Raw genomic sequence first — 25,087 nt, forward strand, 5'->3', positions numbered from 1 at the left:
TGTTGGAATTGGAGGAAGCATGATGAAGCAAACGACCGTCCACCGGACCCGGTGGTCCTCCGATCACGAGGAAGACCGGTTCGACGTCCACGATCCCGCCACCGGACACGTGCTGGCCACGGTCCAGGGCGGCGGTACCTCGGAGGTCGACGCGGCGGTGCGCGCCGCCCAGGAAGGCTTCGTGGCCTGGAGCAACCGGCCACCGGCCGAGCGCGGGCGCCTCCTGTCGGAGGTCGCGCGGCAGATCCGCGCGCACGCCGACGAACTCGCGGAGCTCGAGTCCCGGGAAAATGGCAAACCCCGAAGTCAGGCCCGAGCCTTCGACCTCGAATCCTGTATCGCGATCTTCGAGCTCTTCGGCAGTCTCTGCCACGAGCTGCCCGGCGCCGTCCGGGACACCGGCTACGCGCTGGACGTCACCACACTGCAGCCGTTCGGAGTGATCGGGGCCATCATCCCGTTCAACTGGCCGCCGATCCACACCGCAGGCAAGACGGCTCCCGCCCTCGCGGCAGGCAACGCGGTCGTCCTCAAACCACCGGAACAAGCACCGCTCACCGTGCTCCGGCTGGCCGAGATCATCCAGTCGGTGCTACCCGACGACGTCGTACATGTCGTCCCGGGCAAGGGGCCGGTCGGCGCCGCACTGGCGGGACATCCGCTCGTCCGCAAGATTTCGTTCACCGGCGCTCCGGCAACCGGCACCGCGGTCGCGAAGACCGCCGCGGAAAACCTGACCCCCACTCTGATGGAGCTGGGCGGCAAGAACCCCCTCATCGTCTTCGACGACGCAGACATCGACGACGCCGTCGCCGCCGCACTCGAGGGCGGCTACTTCAATCAGGGTGAAGCCTGTACGGCGGCCTCGCGCCTGCTGGTCCATCGATCCGTGCACGACGAGGTCGTCGAGCGATTGAGCCGTGCCGTAGCCGGTCTGCGGGTCGGACGCGGCGTGGACCCGGCCACGCATCTCGGTCCGCTCGTCACGGCGGCCCAGCAGCGGCGAGTTCTCGACTACCTCGAGATCGGCCGCGGGGAAGGTGCCGTCGTCGCGGCCCAGGCAGCACTCCCCGTGGATCCCGAGCTGGCCGGCGGTTTCTACGTCGCCCCGACCCTGCTGACGGCGGTCACCCCGGACATGCGCGTGGCACGCGAGGAGATCTTCGGCCCGGTTGTCTGCGTGATCCCGTTCGACGAGGAGGCGGAGGCCGTTGCCATCGCCAACAACACCGATTTCGGGCTCGTCGCGGGCGTGTTCACGGCCGACAGTTCCCGTGCGCTGCGGGTCAGCCGGGCTGTCGAAGCGGGCATCGTGTTCGTGAACAACTACAACCGCGCGGTCATCGGCACGCCGTTCGGCGGGACGAAACACAGCGGCTACGGGCGCGAGCACGCCGCTGAGACGCTGCGGGAATTCGGCTACAGCAAGACCGTGCGCCTTCCCTCCGGCCAGCGCCCGGTGCCGCACTGGGCTGCCGTCGACGAACTGCTCGGCTGAGTCACCCCTCGCAGGCAGCGATCCGGCGTGCCGCCTGAACAACAGCTGCTCGACGCCGAGCTGGCGAGTCGTCGCCCAGCTCGGCAGCGAGCATGCGCGCCATCTGCGGGGTTGCCCACCACTGACTGGCCAGCGCGATCAGCAGAAACACGAGGTGGGCCGACTCGATCGACGAGTTCACCAGTCCCGCGCGCTGAGCCGCGGCCACAGCGCGTGCCTTGTCCAGATACAAGGCGGCTCGCTCGCCCTCGTCCTGCACAGTGCCCGTATCGGCCAGCCCTTCCCACAGGAGCAACCGAGCCACCTCCGGGTGGTCTTGCTGATAGTCGAACGCGGCCCCGGCGAACCGTGCCAGGTCGTCGGGGCCGTCGACCTGCCGCAGCGGCACGTTCTCGGCGAGCTTGTCGAGCTCGTCCCGGATCACCTTCGAGAACAGCACCGCCTTGTCGCCGTAGTAGTTGTAGACCCGTTCGCGATTGACCCCGGCGCGCTTGGCGATTTTGTCGATCGACGTACCCGCCGCCCCGAACTGGGAGAACTCGGCGAGCGCGGCCGCGTGGATCCTGCGCTTGGTTCCTTCGACGTCCCAGGCCATGACGACACCCTACTCCAACACCCCTGTTGGCTTATTGACGAGGAGAACCATGAGCAGGGACAGCACCCGGAGGGCAGCGTTCGTCACGTCGCCCTTCTTTCCGGCGACAGTTCTCGCCCTCATCCTGACCGCGACCGCCGCCTTGTTCGTCGGCTCCTACACCACTTTTCTGGCCGCCCCCGTTCCCCATGCCATTCCATTGGCGATCGTTGCACCGGCCGAGACCGGTCGACCCTTCGACCAGGCGCTCGACGCACTGCTCGGCGGCGCGCTGCAACGGATTCCCATGCCGGACCGAGCAGCCGCCCGGGAAGCCGTTCTCGAGCAGCGGGTCTTCGGCGTACTCGAATACCGGGGGGACGACGCAGCCCGATTGCAACTGTCCGGGGCCTCCGGGCCCTCCGTCGCGCAACTCCTGTCCGAGCAGGCTCCCCGAGCCGCGGCACAGACCGGAATCCGGATCGAGGTCTCCGATCTCACCCCGCTGCAGAGACGCGATCCCCGCGGCTTGGCGATCTTCTACATGACCCTGGCCGCCGTGATCATCGGCTTCATCGGAGCCATGCTGTACGACGTCCACGCGCGCCGCCTCCACCCCGGCGAACGCCTCGCGTTCCTCGCCCTCACTGCCGGCTCAGGCGGGTTGGCAATCACCACTGTGGTCGACCGGGTCGTCGGTGCGCTCGACCTGCCGTTCCTGTCGTCGTGGGCGATCCTGTCACTGACCATGTTCGCGGCCGAGGTCGCCTGCACCATGTTCGGCACGCTCTTCGGCCGCTGGGGCATGCTGCCGACCTGGGCGATCATGGTGCTGCTCGGCAATCCGTCATCGGGCGGCACGGTATCGCCCGCGCTCCTCCCGGCAACGCTCGGCACCGTGGGCCAGTGGCTGCCGCCAGGCGCGTCAATCAGTGCCCATCACACCGCGCTCTACTTCCCAGGCCACCAAAAAGCCTTTCCGTATCTGGTGCTGATCGGCTGGGGTCTCGTCGCCGGCCTTGTCTTCTGGGCCTTTCGTCATCGACACCCAGGCGGACGCGAAAAGTCCAGCGCCCGATGACGCCGCTGCAGTGAGCGGTGCATCCGGACCTCATGGATCGGCACGAACGTGATCCGCTGCCCGCGTACGCCGGTCAGCGGTCTTTCCCGGCTTCGAGACGTTCGATGATCGCACTGATGCGCACCCGCGTCTCGTCCTTGGTCGTCCTGGCGAAGCAGGCGTCGTGTTCCCCGACGCCCCAGGGCACGAGTACGTCGAAGTCGAGGTCGCGCACCAGCGCCAGACTGTCCAGGTAGTCCTGGCGCAGGCGTGGATCCAGCAGGACCGCCTTCCATTGCGCGTCCTCGATCCAGAGGAAGTCGCCGGTGAACAGGAAGCGATGGGCGCCGCTGTCCCACAGGTAGCAGGTGGTGCCTTCGGTGTGCCCGGGGGTGGGGATCACTTCCAGGTCGTCGTCGAGCCGTTGCCGGCGATCGAAGGTGCCGGTGACGCCCATCGACCGGGCGGTCGCCGGGCGGTCGCGCTCATGGACGAAGACCGGTACGTCGACAGCGGGATCGCCGTACATGGCCTCGTGTTCGTGATTGATCAGCAGGCGTGACGCTCCGCCGAGGGCGTTGATGGCCTCCGCCTCGTCGGACAGGCCCGGGGAGTTGTAGACCAGGACGTTGCCGGAGGGCCGCTCGAGCAGGAACGACCGCAGTACCACGTTCTGCTGATAGGGCAGGCGCGTCGTTCCGGTGGCGCGCAGGCCCTCGATCGGTGCCGCGAGGGACGAGAGGGGTGTTGTCATGGCAGGACTCCGATTCAGAGGTTCCGGATGAGCGCCCAGGTCCGGGCGCGCGCTTCGTCGCCGAGCAGCTCGGTGTGGCTCAGCATGAGTTCGGTGCTTCCGGCGTCGAGATAGCGGTGCAGGCCGGCGCGGACGGTGTCCTCGTCTCCGGCCAGGAGCAGGTCGGCCGCCCTGGACAGGCCCTCGTGCGAGACCACCTTCTGGTACGACGGGATGGCGTCGTAGAAGCCGAGGACGGCCCGCGCGCGGGCGTGGGCCGCGTCCGGGTCGTCGGTGACCACCGCCGGCACTCCGGCTACGATCCGCGGCACCGGCCGCCCGGCTGCCTCGGCGGCCTCGGTGATGACCGGGCGGATTCTTTCGGCGATCGCGCGCGGCCCCGCAAGGTAGGTCGCCGTACCGTCGGCAAACGTGCCCGCGGCGGCGAGCGCTTTCGCTCCCATGGCGGCGACGAGAATCGGGATCCGTGCTGTCGCTCCGGCCACGGTGACCGGCGTGACCGGCCGGGACACGAGGGTTTCGCCTTCGAATCTGGAGCCGTCGCCGTCGAGCAGCCGACGTAACGCGACCAGGTATTCGCGCAGGTGCTGGATCTGCGGCGGGTAGGGCAGGCCGAACTGTGGCTCGAGCAGGTTGCGAGCGCCGAGTCCGACCCCGAGCCGGAAGCGCCCGTCGGTGGCGGCTTGTGCGGTCTTCGCCGCGGCGGCGACGAGCAGTGGGTGACGTGGGTACATCGGCACGGTCGACGTACCGACCTGGATGGTGGGCACCTCCCGGCCGACGAGTGCGGCCAGCTGGATCGCGTCGTAATCGACGCCCTGCCCGAACCAGAGCGTGTGCACGCCGTTGTGGGCTGCCTCGTGCGCCAGTTCGACGGTGTGATCGACGAGGTTCGTCAGGCCGGACTGGTGAGCGAACGTTCCGCCCAGGAAGATGCCGATCCGGGTGTGAGCTGGCGCCATCAGCGGCTCCTTCGGGCGAAGTGATGACAGGGACTGCAATGAGTGTAGCAATTGATTGCAGTCTCTGTAATCACCTATGCTCGATGGATGGGACGATGGCCGACCGGCTCACAGGAACGGCTGCAGGACGCAGCGATCGAGTTGTTCTCCGAGCGTGGTTACGAGCACACGACGGTGGCCCACATCACCGAAGCCGCGGGGCTGACCGAGCGCACCTTTTACAACCATTTCGCCGACAAGCGGGAGGTGTTGTTCCCGGACCAGAAGCGGTTCGTCGCCGAGCTGGCCGAAGCGGTCCGTGCCGCGCCGGCTGACCAGTCGCCGCTCGACAGCATCGCCGCGGCCCTCCTGCTCACCACCAGCTGGTTCGATCAACGCCACGACGCCGCGCGCCGCCGCCGGACGATCCTCGACACCCGCGCAGAACTGCGGGAGCGGGAACTGGCCAAGATGGCCGCACTCGAAGAAGCGTTGGCAGGCGCGCTCCGCGAGCGAGGAGGAGCTGGGATCTCGGCCGCCCTGACGGCAGCAGCAGCGGTTGGCGCGTACCGGCTCGCCACCGCCGCCTGGTTGGCCGATCCGCAGCGGCGCCCCCTCGAACATCACCTCAAGGTGAGCTTCGAGGGACTACGCACGACAGCCATGAACTGGTAGCCCGTGTTGCCGATAAGATACGCTACGGGTCGTATCGAATCGCCGACGAAACGAGAACCCCGATGACAGTCAATGCCCTGGCCGTGACGCACCCCGGTGCGCCGTTCTCCACCTACCGTTACGAGGCTGGAGATCTAGGAGCCGACGAGGTGGACGTGCGGGTCACCCACGCCGGGGTCTGCCACACCGACGTGGGGATGATCGACGACGAATACGGCATCAGCCGGTTCCCGGTCGTGGCCGGACACGAGTCGGTCGGGATCGTCGAAGCTCTCGGCTCCGACGTCGATCCCGCGCACCTGCGGGTGGGCGACCGGGTGGGGGTCGGCCCGATCGCCGGCTCCTGCATGCGCTGCGAGCTGTGCCGGACCGGGCGGATGCAGGTCTGCCCGAACCGGGACGACACCGTTATGCGCGGCGACCGGGGTGGATTCGCCAGCCACGTGCGGGCCAGCCACTGGCAGCACGTCTACAAGATCCCCGACGCGCTGAGTTCAGCAGAGGCAGCACCCCTGCTCTGCGCGGGATCGACCGTGTTCGCCCCGCTGCTGCGCCACCGCGTGAGCCCGACGGACCGGGTGGCCGTGGTCGGGATCGGTGGTCTGGGCCACCTCGCCGTGCAGTTCCTTGCCTCCTGGGGATGCGAGGTCACGGCCATCTCGCGAACCCGCGAGAAGGAGGCCGACGCCCGGCGGCTGGGGGCCGCCCACTTCGTGGCCTCCGGAGAGGCCGGCGCCATGGAGTCGGTCCAGAACTCCTTCGACGTCGTCCTGTCCACCGTGTCCGCATCACTGCCGTGGGACGACTACCTGAACGCGTTACGCCCGATGGGGATCCTCAGCATCGTTGGCGTACCGCCGGAGGACCTGCGGTTCTCGCCCGTGAGCCTGCTGATGCAGGCCAAGACCGTCGCTGGAGGAGTTCCCTGCAGCATCGAGGACACTCGGGCGATGCTGGACTACGCCGCCCGACACGGTGTACGTCCCGTCGTCCAGGAGTTTCCCGCCGAGCAGGCCGACGCCGCCGTAGACCTCGTTCGTACCGGGCAGGCCCACTACCGCGCGGTGATCGCCCTCTAGGGGCCGGACTATCCTCCTGCCGTGGCCACCGGACGACCGCGGGACCCTCGACGCGACGAGGCAATCCTGGGCGCGACGCGCGAACTCCTCTCCGAGAAGGGATATGCGCAGTTGTCGATCGAAGCCGTCGCCGCCCGCTCGGGTACGGCGAAGTCGAGCATCTACCGCCGGTGGGACGGCAAGGAGCAGTTGGTCGTCGCCGCGTTGCAGGCGCACGTCGAGCACGATGGCCCCGCGCCGGCGACGGGATCATTGCGCGGCGACCTACTGGTCCACTGCAGGCGGCTGGCCGACAACCTGACCCGGCTCGACCGCCGCCTCGTCCTCGGGCTCGCCGAGGCGAAGGCGGTCGACCCCGGACTGGCGGAATCCCTCGACCAGCAGTTCCCGGGCCTGGTGCGGCTGACCCCGACCGTCGCGCACGACGCGATCGAGCGGGGAGAGTTGCCCCTGGGATCGACCACCGACCTCGCCGATGAGATCGCCACCGCGCTGTTGCTCAGCAGATTCCTGCACGGCGCCCCGCTGGACGAGGCCTACCTCGCCCACCTCGTCGACGACGTGGCCCTACCGGCGCTAGCCGCCTCCAGCGGTTGACACCGGCATTCGAGGACACCGTCCCGCGTCACGAGCCGAACCGGTCGGTCACCCCGCCGTGGGACCCTGTGCACACGCGGCCACCAACGGGATCCGCAGCACACTCCCCCGACCTTCGAGGGCGTCGGGCCTCAGCGCTGGAATCCGAGGCGAAACGCACCAGGATTACGGTCGGTTACCAGCCGCGCTCAGCGAGTCGATGAGCGACGGGCACTTCGTCTACATTGATGCCGACCATGGCCTCGCCCAGGCCGCGGGAGACCTTGGCGAGCACGTCCGGGTCGTCGTAGAAGGTGGTGGCCTTGACGATCGCCTCGGCGCGCTGGGCCGGGTTGCCGGACTTGAAGATGCCGGAGCCGACGAACACGCCCTCGGCGCCGAGCTGCATCATCATCGCGGCGTCGGCCGGGGTGGCGATGCCGCCGGCGGTGAACAGTACGACGGGCAGCTTGCCGGCCTCCGCGACCTCCTTGACCAGCTCGTACGGCGCCTGCAGCTCCTTGGCCGCGACGTACAGCTCGTCCTCGGGCAGGTTCTGCAGGTGGCGGAGCTGCTGGCGGATCTGCCGCATGTGGGTGGTCGCGTTGGAGACGTCACCGGTGCCGGCCTCGCCCTTGGAGCGGATCATCGCCGCGCCCTCGGTGATCCGGCGCAGCGCCTCGCCCAGGTTGGTCGCGCCGCAGACGAACGGAACGGTGAAGTTCCACTTGTCGATGTGGTTGGCGTAGTCGGCCGGGGTGAGCACCTCGGACTCGTCGACGTAGTCGACGCCCAGGCTCTGCAGGATCTGCGCCTCGACGAAGTGACCGATCCGCGCCTTCGCCATCACCGGGATCGACACGGTGCTGATGATCGACTCGATCATGTCCGGGTCGCTCATCCGGGAGACGCCGCCCTGGGCACGGATGTCGGCCGGGACCCGCTCCAGCGCCATCACCGCGACGGCGCCGGCGTCTTCGGCGATCTTCGCCTGCTCCGCGGTGACGACGTCCATGATCACGCCGCCCTTGAGCATCTCGGCCATCCCGCGCTTCACCCGAGCGGTACCGGTCTGCGGGCTGTTCTGGGGCTGAGTCTCGGTCTGGGTCACTACATCCTCCTGGTCGCGGTCTGACACCACTCCAGCCTAGGACGATTGGCCTGCCAACAATCAGTCCACATCAAATCAACTGGACTGAGCCAAGGCCTCTCCCAGCCGCGCGACCACCAACCGCAGCGTCGCGGGCGGAGCGGTGAACGGGATCCGGATATGCCGCCGATCAGTCCCATCCGGCGTGAACAGATCCCCGGCTCCCAACAGCAACCCCTGCTCCCGACAGGCCTCCAACACCCGCCTAGCCCGTACGTCGGTGAGCTCCAGCCACAGCGTCATTCCACCCGTCGGCGTAGCCCAAGCCACCCCGTCCAGGCTCCTCAGCCCCGTCTCCAGCGCAGCCAGGTTGGACCGGAGCCGCGTCTTGCGCCGGGAGATCACCCGATCGAGCCGCCCGACGATCGCCTGGGCCAGCAGATCGTCCAAGGCGCTGGGCGACACCACACTGAGCTGTGCCGAGGTGTTGATCCGCCGCCGGAGCTGCCGACCGGTCCTGACCCAGCCGACCCGCAGGCCTCCCCACACGGTCTTGCTGAGCGACCCGACGCTGACAGTGCGCGGGTACCGGCTCAGCGGCTCGGCCTGCTCACCACTGGCCAACCAGAGCGGCCGCATGGTCTCGTCGCTGATCAGTGCGGCGTCATAGCGCCGGGCGATCTCCACCACGGCCGTCCGCCGGTCCGCCGGGAGGCTGAGGCCGGTTGGATTGTGGTTGTCCGCCTGCAGGTAGATCACCTTCGGCTTGTGCCGCCTGCAGAGGTGGGCGAGCTGATCCGTGTCCCAGACGCCTGCAGGCCAGCCGACCACGTCCAGGCGATGCCGGCGGAGCAGGTCGAAGGCTGCCGGGTACGTCGGCGACTCGGTGATCGCTATGCCAGGGCCAAGGTCCAAGCCAGCCAGTGCCGCGTTGAGGCCGGCTGCCGCGCCCACTGTCAGGGTCAATTGGCCTGGCTCGGTCGGGACACCCTCGATGGTCAGCCGCTCTGCGAGCGCAGTACGGAGGTCGAGGGAGCCGCCGGAGGGTGGGCCGTCGCCGCCCATCGCCTGGGGTAGTCCGTCGGAGATGATCTGCGCGGCAACCTCGGCCACGTCGTGCGGTGCTGCGGTAGTGGCGAACCGCAGGTCCAGCAGGGGTTGGTCACCCGCCGACACAGTCGACGCTGGGGCGATGGGGTCGAGCAGCCGGTCCAGTGGCCTGACGTGAGTCCCGGAGCCGCGCTTGGTCTCCAGTACGCCGTCCGCTCGCAGCTGGTCGAGTGCACGGACCACTGTCACCCGGCTGAGCCCGAGGCGCTCGGCGAGTACGCGCTCCGACGGGAGGCGGGAGCCGATCGACAGGTCGCCCCGCTCGATCCGGCGCAGGACCAGGGCCTCGACCTGTTCGGTCTTGGTCCCGTCCATCGGATCCAGGTCGCTCCCCCGCCACATAAGTCCAGTGTCCCATCATTGGCCTCACTGACCGGAATTGTCGGTGCGAGGTGTGAGGATCTGGACATGGATGAGCGGTGGGCGATCGCGCCGGCGGAGGGTGACGGCGCGCTGCTCGTCGCCCTGCATCCGGACGGCCAACCCGCCGGTCCGGTACTGCGTGAGCCCGACCTGGCCGCCGCGGTCGGGTCGCGGCCGCAGGTGACTCGGTGGGTGTGGCGGTCGACGCCCGAGATCTATGCCCGGCTGCTCAGCTCCGGCGTGCGGGTGGAGCGGTGTTACGACATCGAGGCTGCTGAGGTCCTGCTGCTCGGGCACGAAGGGCGACTCGGCGAGCCTCGGTCGGCGGCGGCCGCGTGGGCACGGCTGAGTGGCAAGCCGGTGCCTGCCGATCCGCCGCTGCGGTCAACAATTCCGGGTGAGCAGTCGTCGCTGTTCGAGGTGCATGACGAGCCGGTCTCGTTCGACGCGCTGCTGCGCGTGTATGCCGACCAACTGCGCAGGCACCAACTGGCTGAGCATCCGGAGCGCATGCGGCTGCTGACCGCGTCGGAGTCGTCCGGGATGCTCGTCGCGGCCGAGATGGATCGCGCCGGGCTGCCTTGGAGCGCGCCGACGCATCGCGCGATGCTGACCGAGATGCTGGGTGAGCGGTTCGCGGGTGGTGGCGAGCCGCGGCGGCTGACCGAGCTGGCCGACCAGATCTCGGAGGCGTTCGGGCGTCGGGTCCGGCCGGATCTCCCCGCTGATGTCCTGAAGGCGCTCAAACAGGCCGGCTATCAGGTCACCTCCACCCGCAAGTGGGAGCTCGAACACATCGACCATCCGGCCATCGCGCCTTTGCTGGAGTACAAGACGCTCTACCGGATCTACACGGCCAACGGCTGGACGTGGCTGGCCGACTGGGTCCACGACGGGCGATTCCGGCCGGGCTTCATCCCGGGCGGCACGGTGTCGGGGCGCTGGATCACGAACGGTGGCGGCGGGCTGCAGATCCCGAAGGTGATCCGCCGGGCGGTGATCGCCGATCCGGGCTGGCGGCTGGTGGTCGCCGATGCCTCGCAACTGGAGCCACGGGTACTGGCCGCGATCTCTCGCGACCGCGGGTTGATGGAGGTCGCGGGCGACTCGGGCGACCTCTACAAAGCCGTTTCGGACAAGGCGTTCTCGGGCGATCGCGCGAAGGCGAAGCTCGCAGTACTGGGTGCTGTCTACGGGCAGACGTCTGGTGACGGCATGAAGAACCTGGCCGATCTGCGCAAGCGGTTCCCCAAGGCGATCGCGTATGTCGACGACGCGGCGCGGGCCGGTGAGGAAGGGAAGTTGGTGCGCACCTGGCTCGGCCGCACCTGTCCACCATCGGGCACACCGATGGACGACGCCATGCTGGAAGGTCCGTCGGAGGAGCGACAACCCGACGCCCGGCATGCCCGGGCCCGCGGCCGCTTCACCCGGAACTTCGTCGTCCAGGGCAGCGCTGCCGACTGGGCGCTGCTGATGATGGCCGCGCTCAGACAATCGATCACCGACCTCAAGGCCGAACTGGTCTTCTTCCAGCACGACGAGGTGATCGTGCACTGCCCTGCCGACGAGGCAGAGCAGGTTGCCGAGGCGATTCAGGCGGCCGGCAACCTGGCCGGCCGGATCACCTTCGGCGACACCCCGACCCGTTTTCCCTTCACCACCGCGATCGTGGAGTGCTACGCCGACGCCAAGTGAGCCGGCAGGCCGTAGCGCTCGAAGTCGGTCAGCTCGAACGCCGTCAGCTCGGCGATCCGGCCGTCCTCGATCCGGAACACGTCGAAGCCGAACGGGCGATAGCGGGTGTCGCCGGGGACCTTGAGATAGGCGGCGAGGGCGGGCTGGCGGTTCACGCCGATGACCAGGAAGCGCCAGTCGCCCCGGTTGGCGTCGCCGTCCGGTGCGAGGTTGGCGGCCATGATCCGCTCGGCGTTGGCGCGACCCGAGAACCAGAACGGGTACGGCGGCATCGTGATCCGGATGTCCTCGTGCATCAGCGCGGCCAGTCCGGCGGGATCGGCGCGCTCGAAGGCATCCAGGTACTTCGCCAGCAACGCCTGCTCCTCGGCTGTGGGGTCACCCGTCGGCGCCCACTCGGTACGCCGGGCCGGCAGGTGCTCCCGTAGTACCGGGCGGGCTCGCTGCAGCGCACTGTTGACCGAGGCAACGCTGGAGCCGAGCAGGTCAGCCGTCTCCTTCGCGGACCAGCCGAGCACGTCCCGGAAGATCAGTACTGCGCGCTGCCGGGCCGGGAGATGCTGGATCGCGATCAGGAAGGCGAGTTCGATCGTCTCGCGCCGGACGACCTCCGCGTCCGGCTCCTGGGCACGATCGAGCAGCACGTCGGGAAACGGCTGCAGCCACGGCAGGTCGTCGCGAGCTATCGCTTCGCCGGTCGGCCAGGACGCGGGCTCCAGTTGGTGCGGCAGGACACGCTGCGGGCGGCGTACGTCGTCGATGCAGGCGTTGGTGGCGATCTTGTAGAGCCAGGCGCGGAAGGAGGACCGGCCCTCGAAGTCGTCGCGCTTGCGCCAAGCACGCAGGAAGGTCTCCTGGACCAGGTCCTCGGCGTCGTCGTACGAGCCGAGCATCCGGTAGCAGTGCACCCGCAACTCGTGCCGGAAACGTTCGGTCTGCTCGGCGAAGGTCTCGTCGGTCACGGTCATCAGCGGCCGTCCTCGAGTTCGATGGTGCCCGGGATCGGCGCGTGCCCGGCCAGCCGGAACCACCTGACCATCCGGCGCCGCCGCAGCTCCCTGGTCGAGACCACGATGTCGTTGTGGAACCGCCTGGCCAGCTGGACTCGGCGCATCGCAGTACTGAGCTCTGTGCCCCAGGGCTCGACGTCGGTCGCCGTCGCCCCGATCGCGCGGGTCAACGCCGACTCGGCTCGCTCGCGCTCGTCGCTGGTCGCAGTACTGGCTCGGTGGGCTGCATCCAGCAACAGTAGTGACGAGGCGGGGTCGAGTACGCCGCTGCCGGCCAACTCGGCGACCAGAGCGGAGCGGCGGGCCAGCTCGGTCTCCAGGGAGGCGCGGGCGGTCGCGACGCGGTGGTGCAGGCGGTCGAGTCGACCGGCCGTCCAGCTGCAGTAGGCGCCGAGCAGGAGCAGCAGGACTCCCACCAGGATCAGCACGCCCGAGACCGTCACGGGGCCATTCGACCACTCATTACGGAGCGCTGACGGTCCGGGCGGATCGGGTAGCCGGCGGGTCGCGGGCTCCTAGGGTCGATCCCATGGCAGAAATCGGTGTACTCGGTGGGTCCGGCTTCTACTCGTTCCTGTCCGGCGCGCGGCCTGTCGAGGTCGATACGCCGTTCGGGCCGCCGAGCGAGCCGCCGCTGGTCGGGACGGTGGGCGGCCGCGAGGTCGCGTTCATCCCGCGGCACGGCGCGGACCACCGGTTCGCGCCGCACCGGGTCAACTATCGCGCGAACCTGTGGGCGCTGCGCTCACTCGGGGTGCGGCAGGTGCTCGGGCCTTGTGCTGTCGGCTCGCTGCGCGCTGAGCTGACGCCGGGGACGATTGTCGTGCCGGACCAGTTCGTCGATCGCACTTGGGGGCGCGAACACACCGTGTACGACGAAGCGCCTGTGGTGCATGTGTCGGTGGCCGACCCGTACTGCCCTGCGGGCCGATCCGCTGTCGTTGCTGCAGGCAACGGCGAGGTCGTGGCCGACGGCACCATGGTGGTGATCAACGGCCCCCGCTTCTCCACCCGCGCCGAGTCCCGCTGGCACGCCACCCAAGGCTGGTCGGTGGTCGGCATGACCGGCGCCCCCGAGGCCTCCATCGCCCGCGAACTAGCCCTCTGTTACACCTCGGTCGCCGTCGTCACCGACCACGACGCGGGCATCTCCACCGGCGAAGGCGTCACCCAGGACGAGGTCTTCGCAGTCTTCGGCCGCAGCATCGAGCGCCTGAAAACCCTGCTCACCGAGGTCATCACCCAACTCCCGAAAACCGACGAGGACTGCACCTGCCGCCACGCGCTCGACGGCACCGCCGGAGAGGACCTCTGGTGAAGATCCTCCTCACCGGCGGCGCCGGTTTCATCGGACAACACGTCCACCGGCAGCTACTCGCAGACGGCCACGAGATCCGCGTACTCGACTCACTCCGCCCAGACGTCCACCAAACCCCGCCCTCCATCGACGGCCTGATCGTCGCCGACATCCGCGACGCCACGGCGGTCTCCGACGCGCTGCGTGGAGTGGACACCGTCGTCCACCTGGCCGCGAAGGTCGGCCTGGGCGTCGACCTCGACGACATGGACGACTACGTCAGCACCAACAGCCTCGGCACCGCAGTACTGCTCCGCGCCCTCGGCCGCCACCAGATCCAGCGCTTCGTCTACGCCAGCTCGATGGTCGTCTACGGCGAAGGCCACTACGAATGCGACCGCCACGGTGTCGTCGCCCCCGGCCCGCGTCGAGTCTCCGACCTGGAGTCGGGCGTCTTCGACCCGCCTTGCCCGATCTGCGCCGCGCCGCTGCGCCCCGGCCTGATCACCGAGTCCGCCCCGACGGACCCCCGCAACACTTACGCCGCAACAAAACTCAACGGCGAACACCTCGCCGCGACCTGGGCGCGCGAAACCGGCGGTCAGGCGACGGCGCTTCGTTTCCACAACGTCTACGGACCTGGGATGCCCCGCAATACGCCGTACGCGGGTGTCGCTGCGATCTTCCGCTCGATGCTTGAGCGCGGCGAAGCGCCGAGGGTCTTCGAGGACGGCGGCCAGCGGCGCGACTTCATCCACGTCGCAGACATCGCTGGTGCTGTGGCCGCGGCTGTTGCCAACAACCCCACACAGTTCACGGCCTACAACGTAGGCAGCGGAACCGTCCGAACCATCGGCGACCTAGCCACCGAACTATCCCGCGCGTACGACGGCCCCGCGCCGATCATCACCGGCGCCTACCGCTTGGGCGACGTCCGCCACATCACCGCGTCATCCGCCCGCCTCCGCGAAGACCTGCACTGGAAGCCCGACTACGACCTCCGCTCAGGCCTCGCCGACCTCCTCCGCCACTGACCATGCCTCCCCCGCGCGAAGTTTCTGCCAATAGCCTGTCGGTTCCGCAATGATCTCTTCGTAGCAAGGGTGACGGACCGACAGAAAGGCAATGCGGCATGCGGAGACTGGTCTACGGCATGAACCTCACCCTGGACGGCTACATCGCCGCGCCCGGGGACGACATCAGCTGGGGTGCGGGGAGCGACGAGCTGTTTCAGTACTGGCTCGATCAGGAGCTGGCGATCGGGCTGTTGATGTACGGGCGCAAGCTGTGGGAGGCGATGAGTTCCCACTGGCCGACCGGCGATCAGCAGCCGGACGCCACCCCGGCGCAGATCGAGTTCGCGCGGAACTGGCGGGATACGCCGAAGGTGGTGTTCTCGTCGACGACCGACAAGGTCGACTGGAACACCCGTCTGTTCACCGGCGACGCCGTAACGGAGATCACCCGGCTGAAGGCCGAGGACGGCGAGCCGATGAGGGTCGGTGGCGCGACGCTCGCAGGGGCGGCCATGCGGGCCGGGCTGGTCGACGAGTACGAGATCGTCACCCATCCGGTGCTGGTGGGCGGCGGCAGACCGTTCTACACCGCGCTGGACAGCTGGGTGAACCTCAACCTGGTGGAGACGCGGACGTTTCCCGGCGGCGTGGTACTGACCAGGTACGAGACGAAGCCGAGGATCTGAGCACTTACTGGGTTGCGAGTTCTCCGGCGCCTTCGGCGGTGGCTGCCCAGCTGGCGAGGAGCTTGAGGCTGTCAGCTGTAGGCGTGCCCTCAGGGGCGGCGTAGACGAGCAGTGTGAGTCCCGGGTGGGCGGGGAACTCCATCGCCTCGAAGGTGAGGTCGAGGTCGCCGACGACGGGGTGATGGAGCTTCTTCAGGCCGGTGCGGTGGAAGCGCACGTTGTGAGCCGCCCACCGGGTGCGGAAGACCTCGCTGCGGGTCGACAGTTCGCCGATCAGCTCGATCAGCAGCTTGTCGTGCGGATTGCGGCCGGCCTCGGAGCGGAGCATGGCGGCGATGTCGTCAGCGGCTCGTTCCCAGTTGGAGAAAAAGTCCTGGGACGCCGGGTCCAGGTAGACGAAGCGGGCGGTGTTCGCCGGGCGGCGCGAGTCGGCGAGCAACGGAGCGTAGAGCGCGCGAGCCATCCGGTTGGCGGCGAGCATGTCGTGGCGGGCGTTGCGGATCCAGGCCGGCGAGTCGCCGATCGCGTCGAGGACGAGCTGGACGCTGGCGGGCACGGGCACGGTCGCGGGAGCCGGCTTGCGCTTCCGCGCAGGCACCGGCTCCGAGGCGCGAGCAAGGTCGAACAGGTGGGCCGTCTCGGCGTCGTCCAGCTGCAAAGCACGCGCCAACCCTTCGAGTACTGCGTCGGAGGCTCCGGCCAGGTTCCCGCGTTCCATCCGGACGTAGTAGTCGATGCTGACACCGGCGAGCAGGGAGACCTCTTCGCGGCGCAGTCCCTTGACCCGGCGGGTACCGCCGTACGCCGGCAGCCCCGCCTGCTCCGGGGTGATGCGCGCTCGCCTCGAGGCGAGGAACTCGCGGATCTCAGCTCGGTTGTCCATACCTCCACCGTAGACGGGTGCGCGGAGCTGAAGGAGGTACTGGCGTTACCCGGAAGAGCAGGCACTCCCCCGGCGGCGCGCGAGGCCGTTGACTGGTCGCAGTCATCGGCAGCACCGAGAAGGAGTAGCGAGATGGAATACACCCGATTGGGCAGTTCCGGGCTGAAGGTCAGCCGGATCGTGCTGGGATGCATGAGCTTCGGCGACACCTCGCGCGGTTTCAACGAGTGGGCCCTCGACGACAACGCCGCCGAGCCGATCTTCCGCCGGGCGCTCGATCTCGGCATCACCTTCTGGGACACCGCCAACGTCTACGGCTTCGGTACTTCGGAGGAGATCGTCGGCCGTGCGATCAGCAAGTACAGCCGCCGCGAGGACATCGTGCTGGCCACCAAGGTCCACTTCAAGATGCACGACGGACCCGGCGGCGCAGGCCTGTCCCGCAAGGCGATCATGGAGCAGATCGACGCCTCGCTGACCCGCCTCGGCGCCGACTACGTCGACCTGTACCAGATCCATCGCTTCGATCCCGACACCCCGGTCGAGGAGACGATGGAGGCGTTGCACGACGTCGTCAAGGCGGGCAAGGTCCGGTACCTCGGAGCCTCGTCGATGTGGGCCTGGCAGTTCGCCAAGCTGCAGCACACCGCCGAACTGCACGGCTGGACGAAGTTCGTCTCGATGCAGAACCAGTACAGCCTGATGCAGCGCGAGGAAGAGCGCGAGATGTTCGGCCTGCTCGCCGACCAGGGGGTCGGCTCGATCCCGTGGAGCCCGCTCGCCAAGGGCCGGCTGGCTCGCCCGTGGGGCACCCAGACCACCCGGGCGAGCAACGACCCGGTCGCCGACCGGTTCTTCAGCGCCGACGACCAGCCGATCGCGGACGCCGTACAGCAGGTCGCCGAGGCACGCGGCGTCCCGATGGCCCAGGTCGCACTCGCCTGGGTGCTGAGCAACCCTGGCGTCACCGCTCCCATCGTGGGAGCCACCAAAGAACTCCACCTGGCCGACGCCGCCGCGGCGGTCGACCTGACGCTCACCGATGACGAACTCCGCGCTCTCGAGAGCGTCTACACCCCACGCCAACCCACCGGCTACTGAAGGATTTCCATGCGAGCCACTTACCTGTACGGCGCCGGCGATGTCCGCGTCATCGAGGTCCCCGACCCGATCATCAAGGAGCCCACCGACGCGATCGTGCGCGTGGTCCGGGCCTGCGTCTGCGGCTCCGACCTGCACCCGTACCACTCCCTGGCCGCCACTCCCGACGGCAACTCCATGGGCCACGAGTTCGTCGGCGTGGTCGAGGACATCGGCACTGACGTGTCCACCATCAAGCGCGGCGACTTCGTGATCGCGCCGTTCGCCTGGTCCGACGGCACCTGCGACTTCTGCCGCGAGGGCCTGCAGACCTCGTGTCGACACGGCGGCTTCTGGAACGCCGGTGACGTCGGCGGTGGCCAGGCAGAGGCCGTACGGGTCCCGCTCGCTGACGGCACGCTTGTCGCAGTAGCGGTCGAGGAGAGCTCACCGCTCATCCCGTCCTTGCTGACTCTGTCCGACGTCTACGGCACTGGGTACCACGCCGCGATCAAGGCCAACGTCGGCCCGCGCACCAGCGTCACCGTGATCGGCGACGGAGCCGTCGGCCTGATGGCGGTCCTGTCCGCCAAACGCCTCGGCGCCGACCAGATCATCCTGATGGGCCGCCACAAGGCCCGTACCGACTTGGGCCGCGAGTACGGCGCCACCGACGTCGTGGCCGACCGCGGCGACGAAGGAATCGCGCAGGTGCGAGACCTCACGGGTGGCGACGGCACTCACGTAGTACTCGAAGCAGTCGGGCACCGTCCCGCGTACGACCAGGCGATCGGCATCGTCCGGGCCGGCGGCGTCATCAGCCGCGTCGGCGTACCGCAGTACTCCGACGCGCCGATCGGCTTCCCCAGCCTCTTCGGCCCCAACATCACCCTCACCGGCGGCCCCGCACCCGCCCGCGCCTACATCGAAACCCTGCTACCCGACGTCCTCGCCGGCCACGTCGACCCCGGCAAGGTCTTCGACAGCGAGGTAGCCCTCGCCGACGTCGCCGAGGCCTACCGCGCGATGGACAACCGCACCACACTCAAGGTCCTGGTCAAGCCGTAGGGCTTCAGGGACGCTGCTAACACGAGACCTCGACGAAAAGCAGGGATCTGTGCTGGTCGTCCTTGAACTCCCCCACCTCGAAGTCGGTGAAGTCACCCACCTCGCGGGACAGCGTGCCGTCCAGGTAAGGGCGGATCATCGCCGCAAACCTGGCCCGATCCTCAACTGCGACGTCACGGATCTCGTCCTGATAGGCACGCAGGACGCGGACGTGCGGGTCGCGGAAAAGTCGTTCGATCCGCTTCCAGGGCAGCTCTCCGCCGCGCAGCTCCCACCGGATGTCGGCCTCATCGACGTACTCGCCATCTTCGATCGGTTGGCACCAGACGATCGGCGGGCCTGCTGGACCCGAGGTCGCGGCGGTTACCTCTTCGACGATGTCGGCGAAGGTCTCGCTGCGTTCGGCCTTCCGCTTGCGTCCCATCCAGTCATCATCACCCGGTCGGACCGCTGTCGCGTAAGGAATAAATCATGCTCTGCAGGATTCCGAAGGCGGCTGTCTGTTCGGTCTCGGTCAGGCCGGACAGCATTCTGATCTCGATGGAGCGGACCGCGACGGTCGCCTTCGCGAGGCTGGCTCGGCCGCGTGGGGTGAGTCGGGTGGGAAGAACCTTGCCGACGGGTGCCTCCGCGGGTCTGGTCACGTAGCCGTCTCGTTCGAGGTTCTGGAGCAGGACGTTCATCGACTGCCGGGTCACGAATGCGCCCCGGGCGAGCTCGGAGTTCGACAGGCCCGGGCGTTGGGACAGCAGCTCTAGGCACGAGTAGTGCGTCACGGTCATCCCGAGCGGGCGCAGTACCTCCTCCATCGCAGCGCGCAGGGCGCTCGACGCCTCTTTCAGGAGGTAGCCCAGTGAGGTCTGCAGGTGGACGCCGTCTTGACTCATGTCAGTATTCTGACATAACTTGGTCTGTGTCAGCTAACTGACACAACAAGAAGGAGCACATTATGCCTGTCACCGGACCTGACTTCATCTCGCTGCAAGCGACCGATCTCGATGCTTCGCAGGCGTTCTACGAGCAGTACCTCGGCCTGGTCCGCTCGCCGGCCGGGCCGCCGCACGCGGTTGTCTTCGAGACGAAGCCGATCGCTTTCGCACTCCGCGATGTGGTTCCCGGCACGGATCTGGCGTCGGTCGCTCAGCCGGGGATCGGCGCGGCGATCTGGCTGCACGCCACGGATGTGCAGGCGATTCACGACGCGCTTGTTGCCGATGGGCACACGATCGTGTCGGCGCCGATCGACGGGCCGTTCGGGCGGACGTTCACTTTCGCCGACCCCGATGGGTATCAGGTCACGCTTCACGACCGCGGCTGATTCAGGAGCCGGCAGTCACCGGTGGCAACTCAATCTGAAAAGCACAACCGCCATCGACGTTGGCCACAGCAATGTTCCCATCGTGCGACTCGACCACCCCACGCGCGATCGCCAGCCCCAGCCCACCGCCCGTGCTGTTCGACGCCGGGTCGCGCTGCTCGTCGCCGCGCCAGCCGATGTCGAACACGCGCGCCAGATCGTTGTCGGGGATTCCGCCGCACCCATCGGTGACAGCCAGCCGCACCCGCCCGTCGTCCTCACGATCGACAGACAGCTTCACCTCGCCACCACGTTCGGTATGACGAATAGCGTTCCCCACCAAGTTGGAAACAGCGCGCGTCAACTCATCCGCATCCCCGTGCACCGCCAGCCGATCGTCATCAGCAGGCGTGGAGACACTCAGCCCAACCCCCTCCGACCGAGCATGCTCACAGCTCTCCCCCACCACGTCCTCGGCCAACTCCCGCAAACTCACAGCAGACCGCCGACGTGGCGGCGCAGCCGACAACCGCGACAGCTCGAACAAATCGTCAACCAGCCCGGTCATCCGATCGACCGTCGTCCGCATCTGCCGCAGCGCCCCCGGCACATCGTCAATGACGCCGTCCTCCAGCCCCTCCGACACGGCCCGCAACCCAGCGAGCGGAGTACGGAGGTCATGGGACATGAAGGCAACAAGCTCCCGCCGACTGGCCTCCAACGCACGTTCCCGATCCCGCGAGGCAGCCAGCCGCTGACGAGTCATTTCCAACTCGTCAGTGATGGCCGACAGCTCGGCCGGCACGTCAGAGTTCCCAGCCACCGGCTCGTACGACGTACCAAGATGCCGCAACCGCCGCCCGACATCACGCGACCCAGCGCTCACCCAGTGCCCGAGCAGCACCGACATCGCCAGCCCGAGCAGCCCGGAGAACGCCAGCGTCCACAGCACCACGAGCGAGTCGTGGCCCGAGATGAACATCGCCTGCACGCTCTGCGTCACGGCGGCCAGCGCAGCGAGCATCGGCACCAGCCCGGCCACGATGATCGTCAGCCGCAACGACTTCCGCCGGAATCGCCACAGCACCGCGCTGCCCGCCACGCCGACCACCAGCGTCCACCCGGCGGTGAGCGCGAAGATCGTCATCTGGTCGCGGTTCATTCGGCCTCACCAGCGAACCGGTAGCCCGTCCGCGGCACGGTCAGCACCAGTTGCGGGTCCGACGGATCGACCTCGATCTTCTCGCGCAGCCGCCGCACGTGCACGGTGACGGTCGACGAGTCGCCGAAGTCCCAGCCCCACACCCGCCGCAGCAACTCGGCCTTCGTGTACGCCTTGCCCGGATGCGCCACCAGGTACGCCAGCAGGTCGAACTCCCGATGCGTCAGCGACAGCTCAGCACCGTTCAGCGTCGCGGTCCGCGCGGCCGTGTCCACCGTGACCGGCCCGGCGCTCAGCTTGGTCGGCGTGAGATCCAGCCCGGCCAGGCGCTCCTCGCGCCGCAGCATCGCCTGCACCCGGAGCGTCAGCTCGCGCGGACTGAACGGCTTGACCACATAATCGTCCGCGCCGAACTCCAGCCCGACCAGGCGATCCTCTTCCTCGCCTCGCGCCGACAACATGATCACCGCCGCGCCGTCGTCGGCGGCGCGCATCCGGCGCAGTACGTCCAGACCGGACAGCCCAGGCAGCATCACGTCCAGTACGACGACCGACGGCTTCCACTGCTGCCACACCTCGACCGCCATCACCCCGTCGGCGACGACACGGGCGTCGTACCCGGCCTTGGTCAGGTACGCCGAAACGACGTTCGACACGGTCGGGTCGTCGTCCACCACGAGCACACGAGTAGCCACTGGTCGAGCGTAGATCCTCTGTCCGGCCGAAAGCGCGACCTGACGCCGTCCGGGGTGGGACGTAAGCGAGCGGTATCCACTCAAAGCCCCAGAATCCCGCCGATCCTCCCTACGGTCGAAGAGTGCCCCCAGTAGACGCCGAAGTCGATCTCGTCCTCCCCTGCCTCAACGAGGCCGCCGCCCTGCCCTGGGTGCTCACCCGGCTCCCGGACGGCGTACGGGCCGTTGTGGTGGACAACGGCTCCACCGACGGCTCAGCCGAGATCGCTGCGGGCCTTGGAGCACTAGTGGTGCCCTGCGAGCTCCGCGGGTACGGCGCTGCCTGCCACGCCGGCCTGGAAGCCAGCACTGCGCCAGTGGTCGCCTTCCTGGACGCAGACGCCTCCCTGGACCCCCGGCAGCTCGTACGCGTGACTGCACCGGTACTGGCCGGCCAGATGGACCTCATGCTCGGCAGGCGTCGACCGGTGTCGCGCAACGTCTGGCCCTGGCACCTGCGGCTCGCCAATGCCGAGTTGTCGCGACGCGTCAGGCGACGTACCGGAGTACAGCTGCGTGATCTAGGCCCGATGCGAGCAGCCAGGCGAGATGCCCTCCTCAACCTGGATCTCCACGACCGCAGATCCGGCTACCCGCTGGAGACGGTGGTGAAGGCGGCGGACGCAGGCTGGCGGATCGCAGAGGTCGACGTGGACTACCTGCCGCGATCCGGCCGCTCCAAGGTCACCGGTACGCCGCTGGGCGCCGCGCGGGCCGTGCTGGACATGTCGAAGGTGTTGTCGGCATGACCGCCGGCACCCTGATCGTGATCGCCAAGGAACCGATCCCTGGACGCGTGAAGACCCGCCTGCAGACGGAATTCACCCCAGCCGAGGCAGCGGCGCTCGCCCGCGCCTCACTCGCCGATACGCTCGCAGCCGTCCAAGCCACGCCCGTAGGCCGACACGTGCTCGCACTGGACGGACAGCCCGGCCCCTGGATGCCCGCCGGCTTCCAGATAGTCGACCAGCGCGGTGATGGGCTGGCAGAGCGGCTCGCCAACGCCTTCGAGGACGCGTACTCCGGTACGCCGATGCTGCTGGTCGGCATGGACACTCCCCAGCTCACCCCGGCGCTACTAGGCACCGACTGGGCCGGGCACGACGCAGTACTCGGGTTGACCGAGGACGGCGGCTACTGGTGTCTCGGGCTGCGGAATCCGGATCGGCGAGCGCTGGTCGGCGTACCGATGTCCACTGATCACACCGGCGCCGATCAGCTGGCACGACTGCGGCTGCTCGGCTACAAGGTGTTGCTGCTGCCCATGCTCCGGGACATGGACACCCCTGAGGACGCGGCGACAATCGCAGCGCTCTTTCCCGCCTTGCGGGTCTCGCGGCTGCATCAAAGGCTGCAGTACTCGGCGGCTCCGGGGCTGCTGTTCGAGAAGGCGCTGGGCGGCGCCCAAGTGGTTGCCACCGGCATCGATGGGCGGCGGGTGCCGTCGTTGTGCGAGGTCGACCGCTGGCAGGCGCCCGCCGACGAGGTCGATCGGCTGGCGTTGAGCCGCTGCGAGGGACCGGTGCTCGACATCGGCTGCGGGCCTGGCCGGATCGTCACCGCGCTGGCGGAACGCGGCATCCCCGCGCTCGGCGTCGACATCTCACCCGAGGCTGTTCTCCTGACCACCAACCGAGGTGCGCCGGCTCTCAGACGGCCCGTCCAGGAGCCGCTGCCAGGCGAGGGGCGCTGGGGCAGCGTCCTCCTGATGGACGGCAACATCGGCATCGGCGGCGCCCCCGAGCTCCTCCTCCGCCGCTGCGCCGAACTCGTTCGTCCCGACGGACTGGTTCTGGTCGAGGTCGACCCGGACGACAGCCTCGACGACACCGCGCCGATCGTCCTGCACGCCGGTGGCCGCCGCTCCAGGCCATTGCCCTGGGCAAGAGTCGGGACGCACGCAGTACTGCGGCACGCCCTGGCCGCCGACCTCCTCGCCACCGAGGACTGGCGAACCCCGCACCGAGCCTTCCTCACCTTCCGCCGCTCCCCCGCAACCAACACCGCGACCGCCAGTGCCAGCTTGACCGCCACCGCACCGCAGGTTGCCTACCGATGAGGCTCCTCTGGGCCGGAGCAGCAGCAGTCGGCATCTCCACCGCCGTCATCGCCGCCGAGTCCGCCAACTGGTGGTCAAACCTGATCCTGGTAGCGGGCTGCCTGCTGATCGGCAGCCTCGCCTGGCTCCTGATCCGCCGCCCCGCCGGCGCCCACGCAGTACTCGGCGTGGTGGCAGTAGCAGCAGCCTGCCAAGTCCCAGGCCTTCTCACCACACCAATCACCAGCACCGACGCCAACCGCTACGTCTGGGACGGCCGCGTACAACTCTCCGGGAGTTCCCCGTACTCTCACGTGCCGCTGGACGACGCTCTGGCACCGCTGAGAGATCCTGTCCTGTTTCCCGGCCTTTCACCCTCAGAACGCTCCGGGGTGAACGGCCCGCCTCGCGTTCCGAGCGATCCCGCCGCCGTTGCTGCGCTCTCCGAAGACGATCCCCGCACCACCATCAACCGCCCCCGAGTGCCGACCATCTACCCACCGGTCGCGCAGGCGTACTTCGCAGCCGTCGCGCTCCTCACCCCGTGGTCAGCAGGCACCTTCGGACTCCAAGTAGCCGCAGCAGCACTCGCCGTGGCCTTGACCGCCCTGCTCGCCAGAGAACTCAAACGCGGCAACCGCGATCCCCGCTGGGCCCTGTTGTGGGGTTGGTCACCGATCGTGGTCCTGGAGGCTGGCAACGCAGCCCACGTCGACGTACTCGCAGCCGTCTTCATCATCGCCGCGATCGCCCTCGCCACCAGACGCCGCCCGATCCTCGCCGGCCTCCTGCTGGGCGCCGCGGCCGCCACCAAACTCCTCCCCCTCCTGCTGCTCCCGGCCTTCACCGCCCTCCGCAGCAAGGACCTCCGTACCCCATTAGTTGCCGTCGGCACCTTCATCGCGAGCTACCTCCCCCACCTCCTCGCGGCAGGCGCCCTGGTGATCGGCTTCCTGCCCGGCTACCTGACCCAGGAAGGCTTCTCCGACGGCAGCTCCCGGTCGGCGATTCTCGCGCTGGTATTGCCTCCTGAGGCTCGCCAGCTCGTCTCCGGACTGCTTGCCGTGAGCCTGGCCGTGCTCGCTCTCCACCGCCACGGCCGCGAGCCGATCGTCGTCACCTGCTGCTGGCTGTACGGCGCCGCGCTGCTGATCACCACCCCCACCTACCCCTGGTACGGACTCCCCCTGATCGCCCTGGCAATCCTGGCCGGCCGCCTCGAGTGGCTCGCCGTACCGCCGGTCGCGTACCTCGCCTACGCCAGCTTCGGACACAGCAGCCGACAAGGCCTGATCTACCTGACCGCCGTTGTCATCGTTGTCATCGCCATCACCCTCCGTCATCGCGCAGTGGCACGCCTCCGGTTTGACGAACTGATCGGGACGACCCAACACTGAT

27 protein-coding genes are annotated in these 25,087 nt (G+C 68.5%); 15 read left to right on the forward strand and 12 right to left on the reverse strand.

The window, feature by feature from the left end; genetic code table 11:
• Nucleotides 1-19: 19 nt before the first annotated feature.
• Nucleotides 20-1,498: an aldehyde dehydrogenase family protein gene (locus tag AB0P21_RS26880; RefSeq protein WP_363699968.1), complete on the forward strand. Its 1,479-nt coding sequence runs from the start codon at nt 20-22 to the stop codon at nt 1,496-1,498.
• 1 nt (nt 1,499) lies between these two features.
• Here AB0P21_RS26880 and AB0P21_RS26885 read toward each other — a convergent pair whose 3' ends face one another.
• Complete coding sequence (locus AB0P21_RS26885; protein ID WP_363699969.1) at nt 1,500-2,093, reverse strand: TetR family transcriptional regulator; 594 nt, start codon at nt 2,091-2,093, stop codon at nt 1,500-1,502.
• 49 nt (nt 2,094-2,142) lie between these two features.
• Between AB0P21_RS26885 and AB0P21_RS26890 the strand changes: the two genes are divergently transcribed.
• Nucleotides 2,143-3,153, forward strand: a complete 1,011-nt coding sequence (locus AB0P21_RS26890; protein ID WP_363699970.1) for a hypothetical protein — start codon at nt 2,143-2,145, stop codon at nt 3,151-3,153.
• Between the two features lie 73 nt (nt 3,154-3,226).
• On the opposite strand, the gene AB0P21_RS26895 is transcribed toward AB0P21_RS26890, so the two are convergent.
• Together AB0P21_RS26895 and AB0P21_RS26900 are read right to left on the reverse strand one after the other, a co-directional pair.
• Complete coding sequence (locus AB0P21_RS26895) at nt 3,227-3,886, reverse strand: MBL fold metallo-hydrolase (RefSeq protein WP_363699971.1); 660 nt, start codon at nt 3,884-3,886, stop codon at nt 3,227-3,229.
• 14 nt (nt 3,887-3,900) lie between these two features.
• Nucleotides 3,901-4,848, reverse strand: coding sequence for a TIGR03564 family F420-dependent LLM class oxidoreductase (locus AB0P21_RS26900; RefSeq protein ID WP_363699973.1), 948 nt, complete (start codon nt 4,846-4,848; stop codon nt 3,901-3,903).
• 87 nt (nt 4,849-4,935) lie between these two features.
• Between AB0P21_RS26900 and AB0P21_RS26905 the strand changes: the two genes are divergently transcribed.
• From AB0P21_RS26905 to AB0P21_RS26915, 3 genes are all read left to right on the forward strand, one after another.
• Nucleotides 4,936-5,502 (forward strand): helix-turn-helix domain-containing protein, encoded by a 567-nt coding sequence (locus AB0P21_RS26905; protein ID WP_363699974.1) that lies wholly within the window; start codon nt 4,936-4,938, stop codon nt 5,500-5,502.
• A 62-nt stretch (nt 5,503-5,564) separates the two neighbouring features.
• Nucleotides 5,565-6,581 (forward strand): NAD(P)-dependent alcohol dehydrogenase, encoded by a 1,017-nt coding sequence (locus AB0P21_RS26910; protein ID WP_363699975.1) that lies wholly within the window; start codon nt 5,565-5,567, stop codon nt 6,579-6,581.
• A 21-nt stretch (nt 6,582-6,602) separates the two neighbouring features.
• The gene (locus tag AB0P21_RS26915) at nt 6,603-7,178 is read left to right on the forward strand and encodes a TetR/AcrR family transcriptional regulator (RefSeq protein ID WP_363699976.1); all 576 of its coding nucleotides are present in this window, start codon (nt 6,603-6,605) and stop codon (nt 7,176-7,178) included.
• Nucleotides 7,179-7,353: 175 nt separating this feature from the next.
• Here AB0P21_RS26915 and pdxS read toward each other — a convergent pair whose 3' ends face one another.
• Nucleotides 7,354-8,268 carry a pyridoxal 5'-phosphate synthase lyase subunit PdxS gene (gene pdxS, locus AB0P21_RS26920; protein ID WP_363699978.1) on the reverse strand — a complete coding sequence of 305 codons (915 nt, stop codon included), beginning with the start codon at nt 8,266-8,268 and terminating at the stop codon, nt 7,354-7,356.
• A 75-nt stretch (nt 8,269-8,343) separates the two neighbouring features.
• Nucleotides 8,344-9,699 (reverse strand): PLP-dependent aminotransferase family protein, encoded by a 1,356-nt coding sequence (locus AB0P21_RS26925; RefSeq protein ID WP_363699980.1) that lies wholly within the window; start codon nt 9,697-9,699, stop codon nt 8,344-8,346.
• Between the two features lie 66 nt (nt 9,700-9,765).
• Here AB0P21_RS26925 and AB0P21_RS26930 point away from each other — a divergent pair, with 66 nt between their 5' ends.
• Entirely contained in the window at nt 9,766-11,418 is a 1,653-nt protein-coding gene (locus AB0P21_RS26930) for a bifunctional 3'-5' exonuclease/DNA polymerase (RefSeq protein ID WP_363699981.1), read from the forward strand.
• On the opposite strand, the gene AB0P21_RS26935 is transcribed toward AB0P21_RS26930, so the two are convergent.
• Nucleotides 11,400-12,386, reverse strand: coding sequence for a sigma-70 family RNA polymerase sigma factor (locus tag AB0P21_RS26935; protein ID WP_363699982.1), 987 nt, complete (start codon nt 12,384-12,386; stop codon nt 11,400-11,402). The two genes, AB0P21_RS26930 and AB0P21_RS26935, sit on opposite strands and share 19 nt — an antisense overlap.
• Entirely contained in the window at nt 12,386-12,871 is a 486-nt protein-coding gene (locus tag AB0P21_RS26940) for a hypothetical protein (RefSeq protein ID WP_363699983.1), read from the reverse strand. The genes AB0P21_RS26935 and AB0P21_RS26940 overlap by 1 nt, the downstream gene beginning before the upstream one ends.
• Before the next feature lie 86 nt (nt 12,872-12,957).
• Here AB0P21_RS26940 and AB0P21_RS26945 point away from each other — a divergent pair, with 86 nt between their 5' ends.
• The 3 genes from AB0P21_RS26945 (at nt 12,958) to AB0P21_RS26955 (ending at nt 15,427) form a co-directional block, all read left to right on the forward strand.
• Nucleotides 12,958-13,746 (forward strand): S-methyl-5'-thioadenosine phosphorylase, encoded by a 789-nt coding sequence (locus AB0P21_RS26945; protein ID WP_363699984.1) that lies wholly within the window; start codon nt 12,958-12,960, stop codon nt 13,744-13,746.
• The gene (locus AB0P21_RS26950; protein ID WP_363699985.1) at nt 13,743-14,759 is read left to right on the forward strand and encodes an NAD-dependent epimerase/dehydratase family protein; all 1,017 of its coding nucleotides are present in this window, start codon (nt 13,743-13,745) and stop codon (nt 14,757-14,759) included. Before AB0P21_RS26945 ends, AB0P21_RS26950 begins: the two co-directional genes overlap by 4 nt.
• 98 nt (nt 14,760-14,857) lie before the next feature.
• On the forward strand, nt 14,858-15,427 hold the full coding sequence (locus tag AB0P21_RS26955; RefSeq protein WP_363699986.1) for a dihydrofolate reductase family protein: 570 nt from the start codon (nt 14,858-14,860) through the stop codon (nt 15,425-15,427).
• Between the two features lie 4 nt (nt 15,428-15,431).
• Here the strand turns inward: AB0P21_RS26955 and AB0P21_RS26960 are convergent, their stop codons facing one another.
• Nucleotides 15,432-16,310, reverse strand: a complete 879-nt coding sequence (locus tag AB0P21_RS26960) for a helix-turn-helix transcriptional regulator (RefSeq protein WP_363699987.1) — start codon at nt 16,308-16,310, stop codon at nt 15,432-15,434.
• 132 nt (nt 16,311-16,442) lie between these two features.
• Here AB0P21_RS26960 and AB0P21_RS26965 point away from each other — a divergent pair, with 132 nt between their 5' ends.
• Together AB0P21_RS26965 and AB0P21_RS26970 are read left to right on the forward strand one after the other, a co-directional pair.
• On the forward strand, nt 16,443-17,411 hold the full coding sequence (locus AB0P21_RS26965; RefSeq protein ID WP_363699988.1) for an aldo/keto reductase: 969 nt from the start codon (nt 16,443-16,445) through the stop codon (nt 17,409-17,411).
• A 9-nt stretch (nt 17,412-17,420) separates the two neighbouring features.
• Nucleotides 17,421-18,458: an alcohol dehydrogenase catalytic domain-containing protein gene (locus AB0P21_RS26970; protein ID WP_363699989.1), complete on the forward strand. Its 1,038-nt coding sequence runs from the start codon at nt 17,421-17,423 to the stop codon at nt 18,456-18,458.
• 16 nt (nt 18,459-18,474) lie between these two features.
• Here the strand turns inward: AB0P21_RS26970 and AB0P21_RS26975 are convergent, their stop codons facing one another.
• Together AB0P21_RS26975 and AB0P21_RS26980 are read right to left on the reverse strand one after the other, a co-directional pair.
• Nucleotides 18,475-18,882 (reverse strand): hypothetical protein, encoded by a 408-nt coding sequence (locus AB0P21_RS26975; RefSeq protein ID WP_363699990.1) that lies wholly within the window; start codon nt 18,880-18,882, stop codon nt 18,475-18,477.
• Nucleotides 18,883-18,892: 10 nt separating this feature from the next.
• Entirely contained in the window at nt 18,893-19,345 is a 453-nt protein-coding gene (locus AB0P21_RS26980; protein WP_363699991.1) for a MarR family transcriptional regulator, read from the reverse strand.
• Between the two features lie 62 nt (nt 19,346-19,407).
• Between AB0P21_RS26980 and AB0P21_RS26985 the strand changes: the two genes are divergently transcribed.
• On the forward strand, nt 19,408-19,776 hold the full coding sequence (locus AB0P21_RS26985; protein WP_363699992.1) for a VOC family protein: 369 nt from the start codon (nt 19,408-19,410) through the stop codon (nt 19,774-19,776).
• Nucleotide 19,777: 1 nt separating this feature from the next.
• Here AB0P21_RS26985 and AB0P21_RS26990 read toward each other — a convergent pair whose 3' ends face one another.
• Nucleotides 19,778-20,917 (reverse strand): HAMP domain-containing sensor histidine kinase, encoded by a 1,140-nt coding sequence (locus AB0P21_RS26990; protein ID WP_363699993.1) that lies wholly within the window; start codon nt 20,915-20,917, stop codon nt 19,778-19,780.
• Nucleotides 20,914-21,612: a response regulator transcription factor gene (locus AB0P21_RS26995; protein WP_363699994.1), complete on the reverse strand. Its 699-nt coding sequence runs from the start codon at nt 21,610-21,612 to the stop codon at nt 20,914-20,916. Before AB0P21_RS26995 ends, AB0P21_RS26990 begins: the two co-directional genes overlap by 4 nt.
• 122 nt (nt 21,613-21,734) lie before the next feature.
• Between AB0P21_RS26995 and AB0P21_RS27000 the strand changes: the two genes are divergently transcribed.
• From AB0P21_RS27000 to AB0P21_RS27010, 3 genes are read left to right on the forward strand one after another with little or no spacing between them, the layout of a single operon-like run.
• Nucleotides 21,735-22,400: a glycosyltransferase family 2 protein gene (locus tag AB0P21_RS27000; RefSeq protein ID WP_363699995.1), complete on the forward strand. Its 666-nt coding sequence runs from the start codon at nt 21,735-21,737 to the stop codon at nt 22,398-22,400.
• Nucleotides 22,397-23,710 carry a DUF2064 domain-containing protein gene (locus tag AB0P21_RS27005; protein WP_363699996.1) on the forward strand — a complete coding sequence of 438 codons (1,314 nt, stop codon included), beginning with the start codon at nt 22,397-22,399 and terminating at the stop codon, nt 23,708-23,710. Before AB0P21_RS27000 ends, AB0P21_RS27005 begins: the two co-directional genes overlap by 4 nt.
• A complete protein-coding gene (locus AB0P21_RS27010) occupies nt 23,707-25,086 on the forward strand; it encodes a glycosyltransferase 87 family protein (RefSeq protein WP_363699997.1) in 1,380 nt (459 codons plus the stop codon). The genes AB0P21_RS27005 and AB0P21_RS27010 overlap by 4 nt, the downstream gene beginning before the upstream one ends.
• The last annotated feature ends 1 nt before the right edge of the window (nt 25,087 follow it).

Origin of the sequence: Kribbella sp. NPDC056861, from assembly GCF_040687575.1 — a bacterium.
Taxonomy (GTDB): domain Bacteria; phylum Actinomycetota; class Actinomycetes; order Propionibacteriales; family Kribbellaceae; genus Kribbella.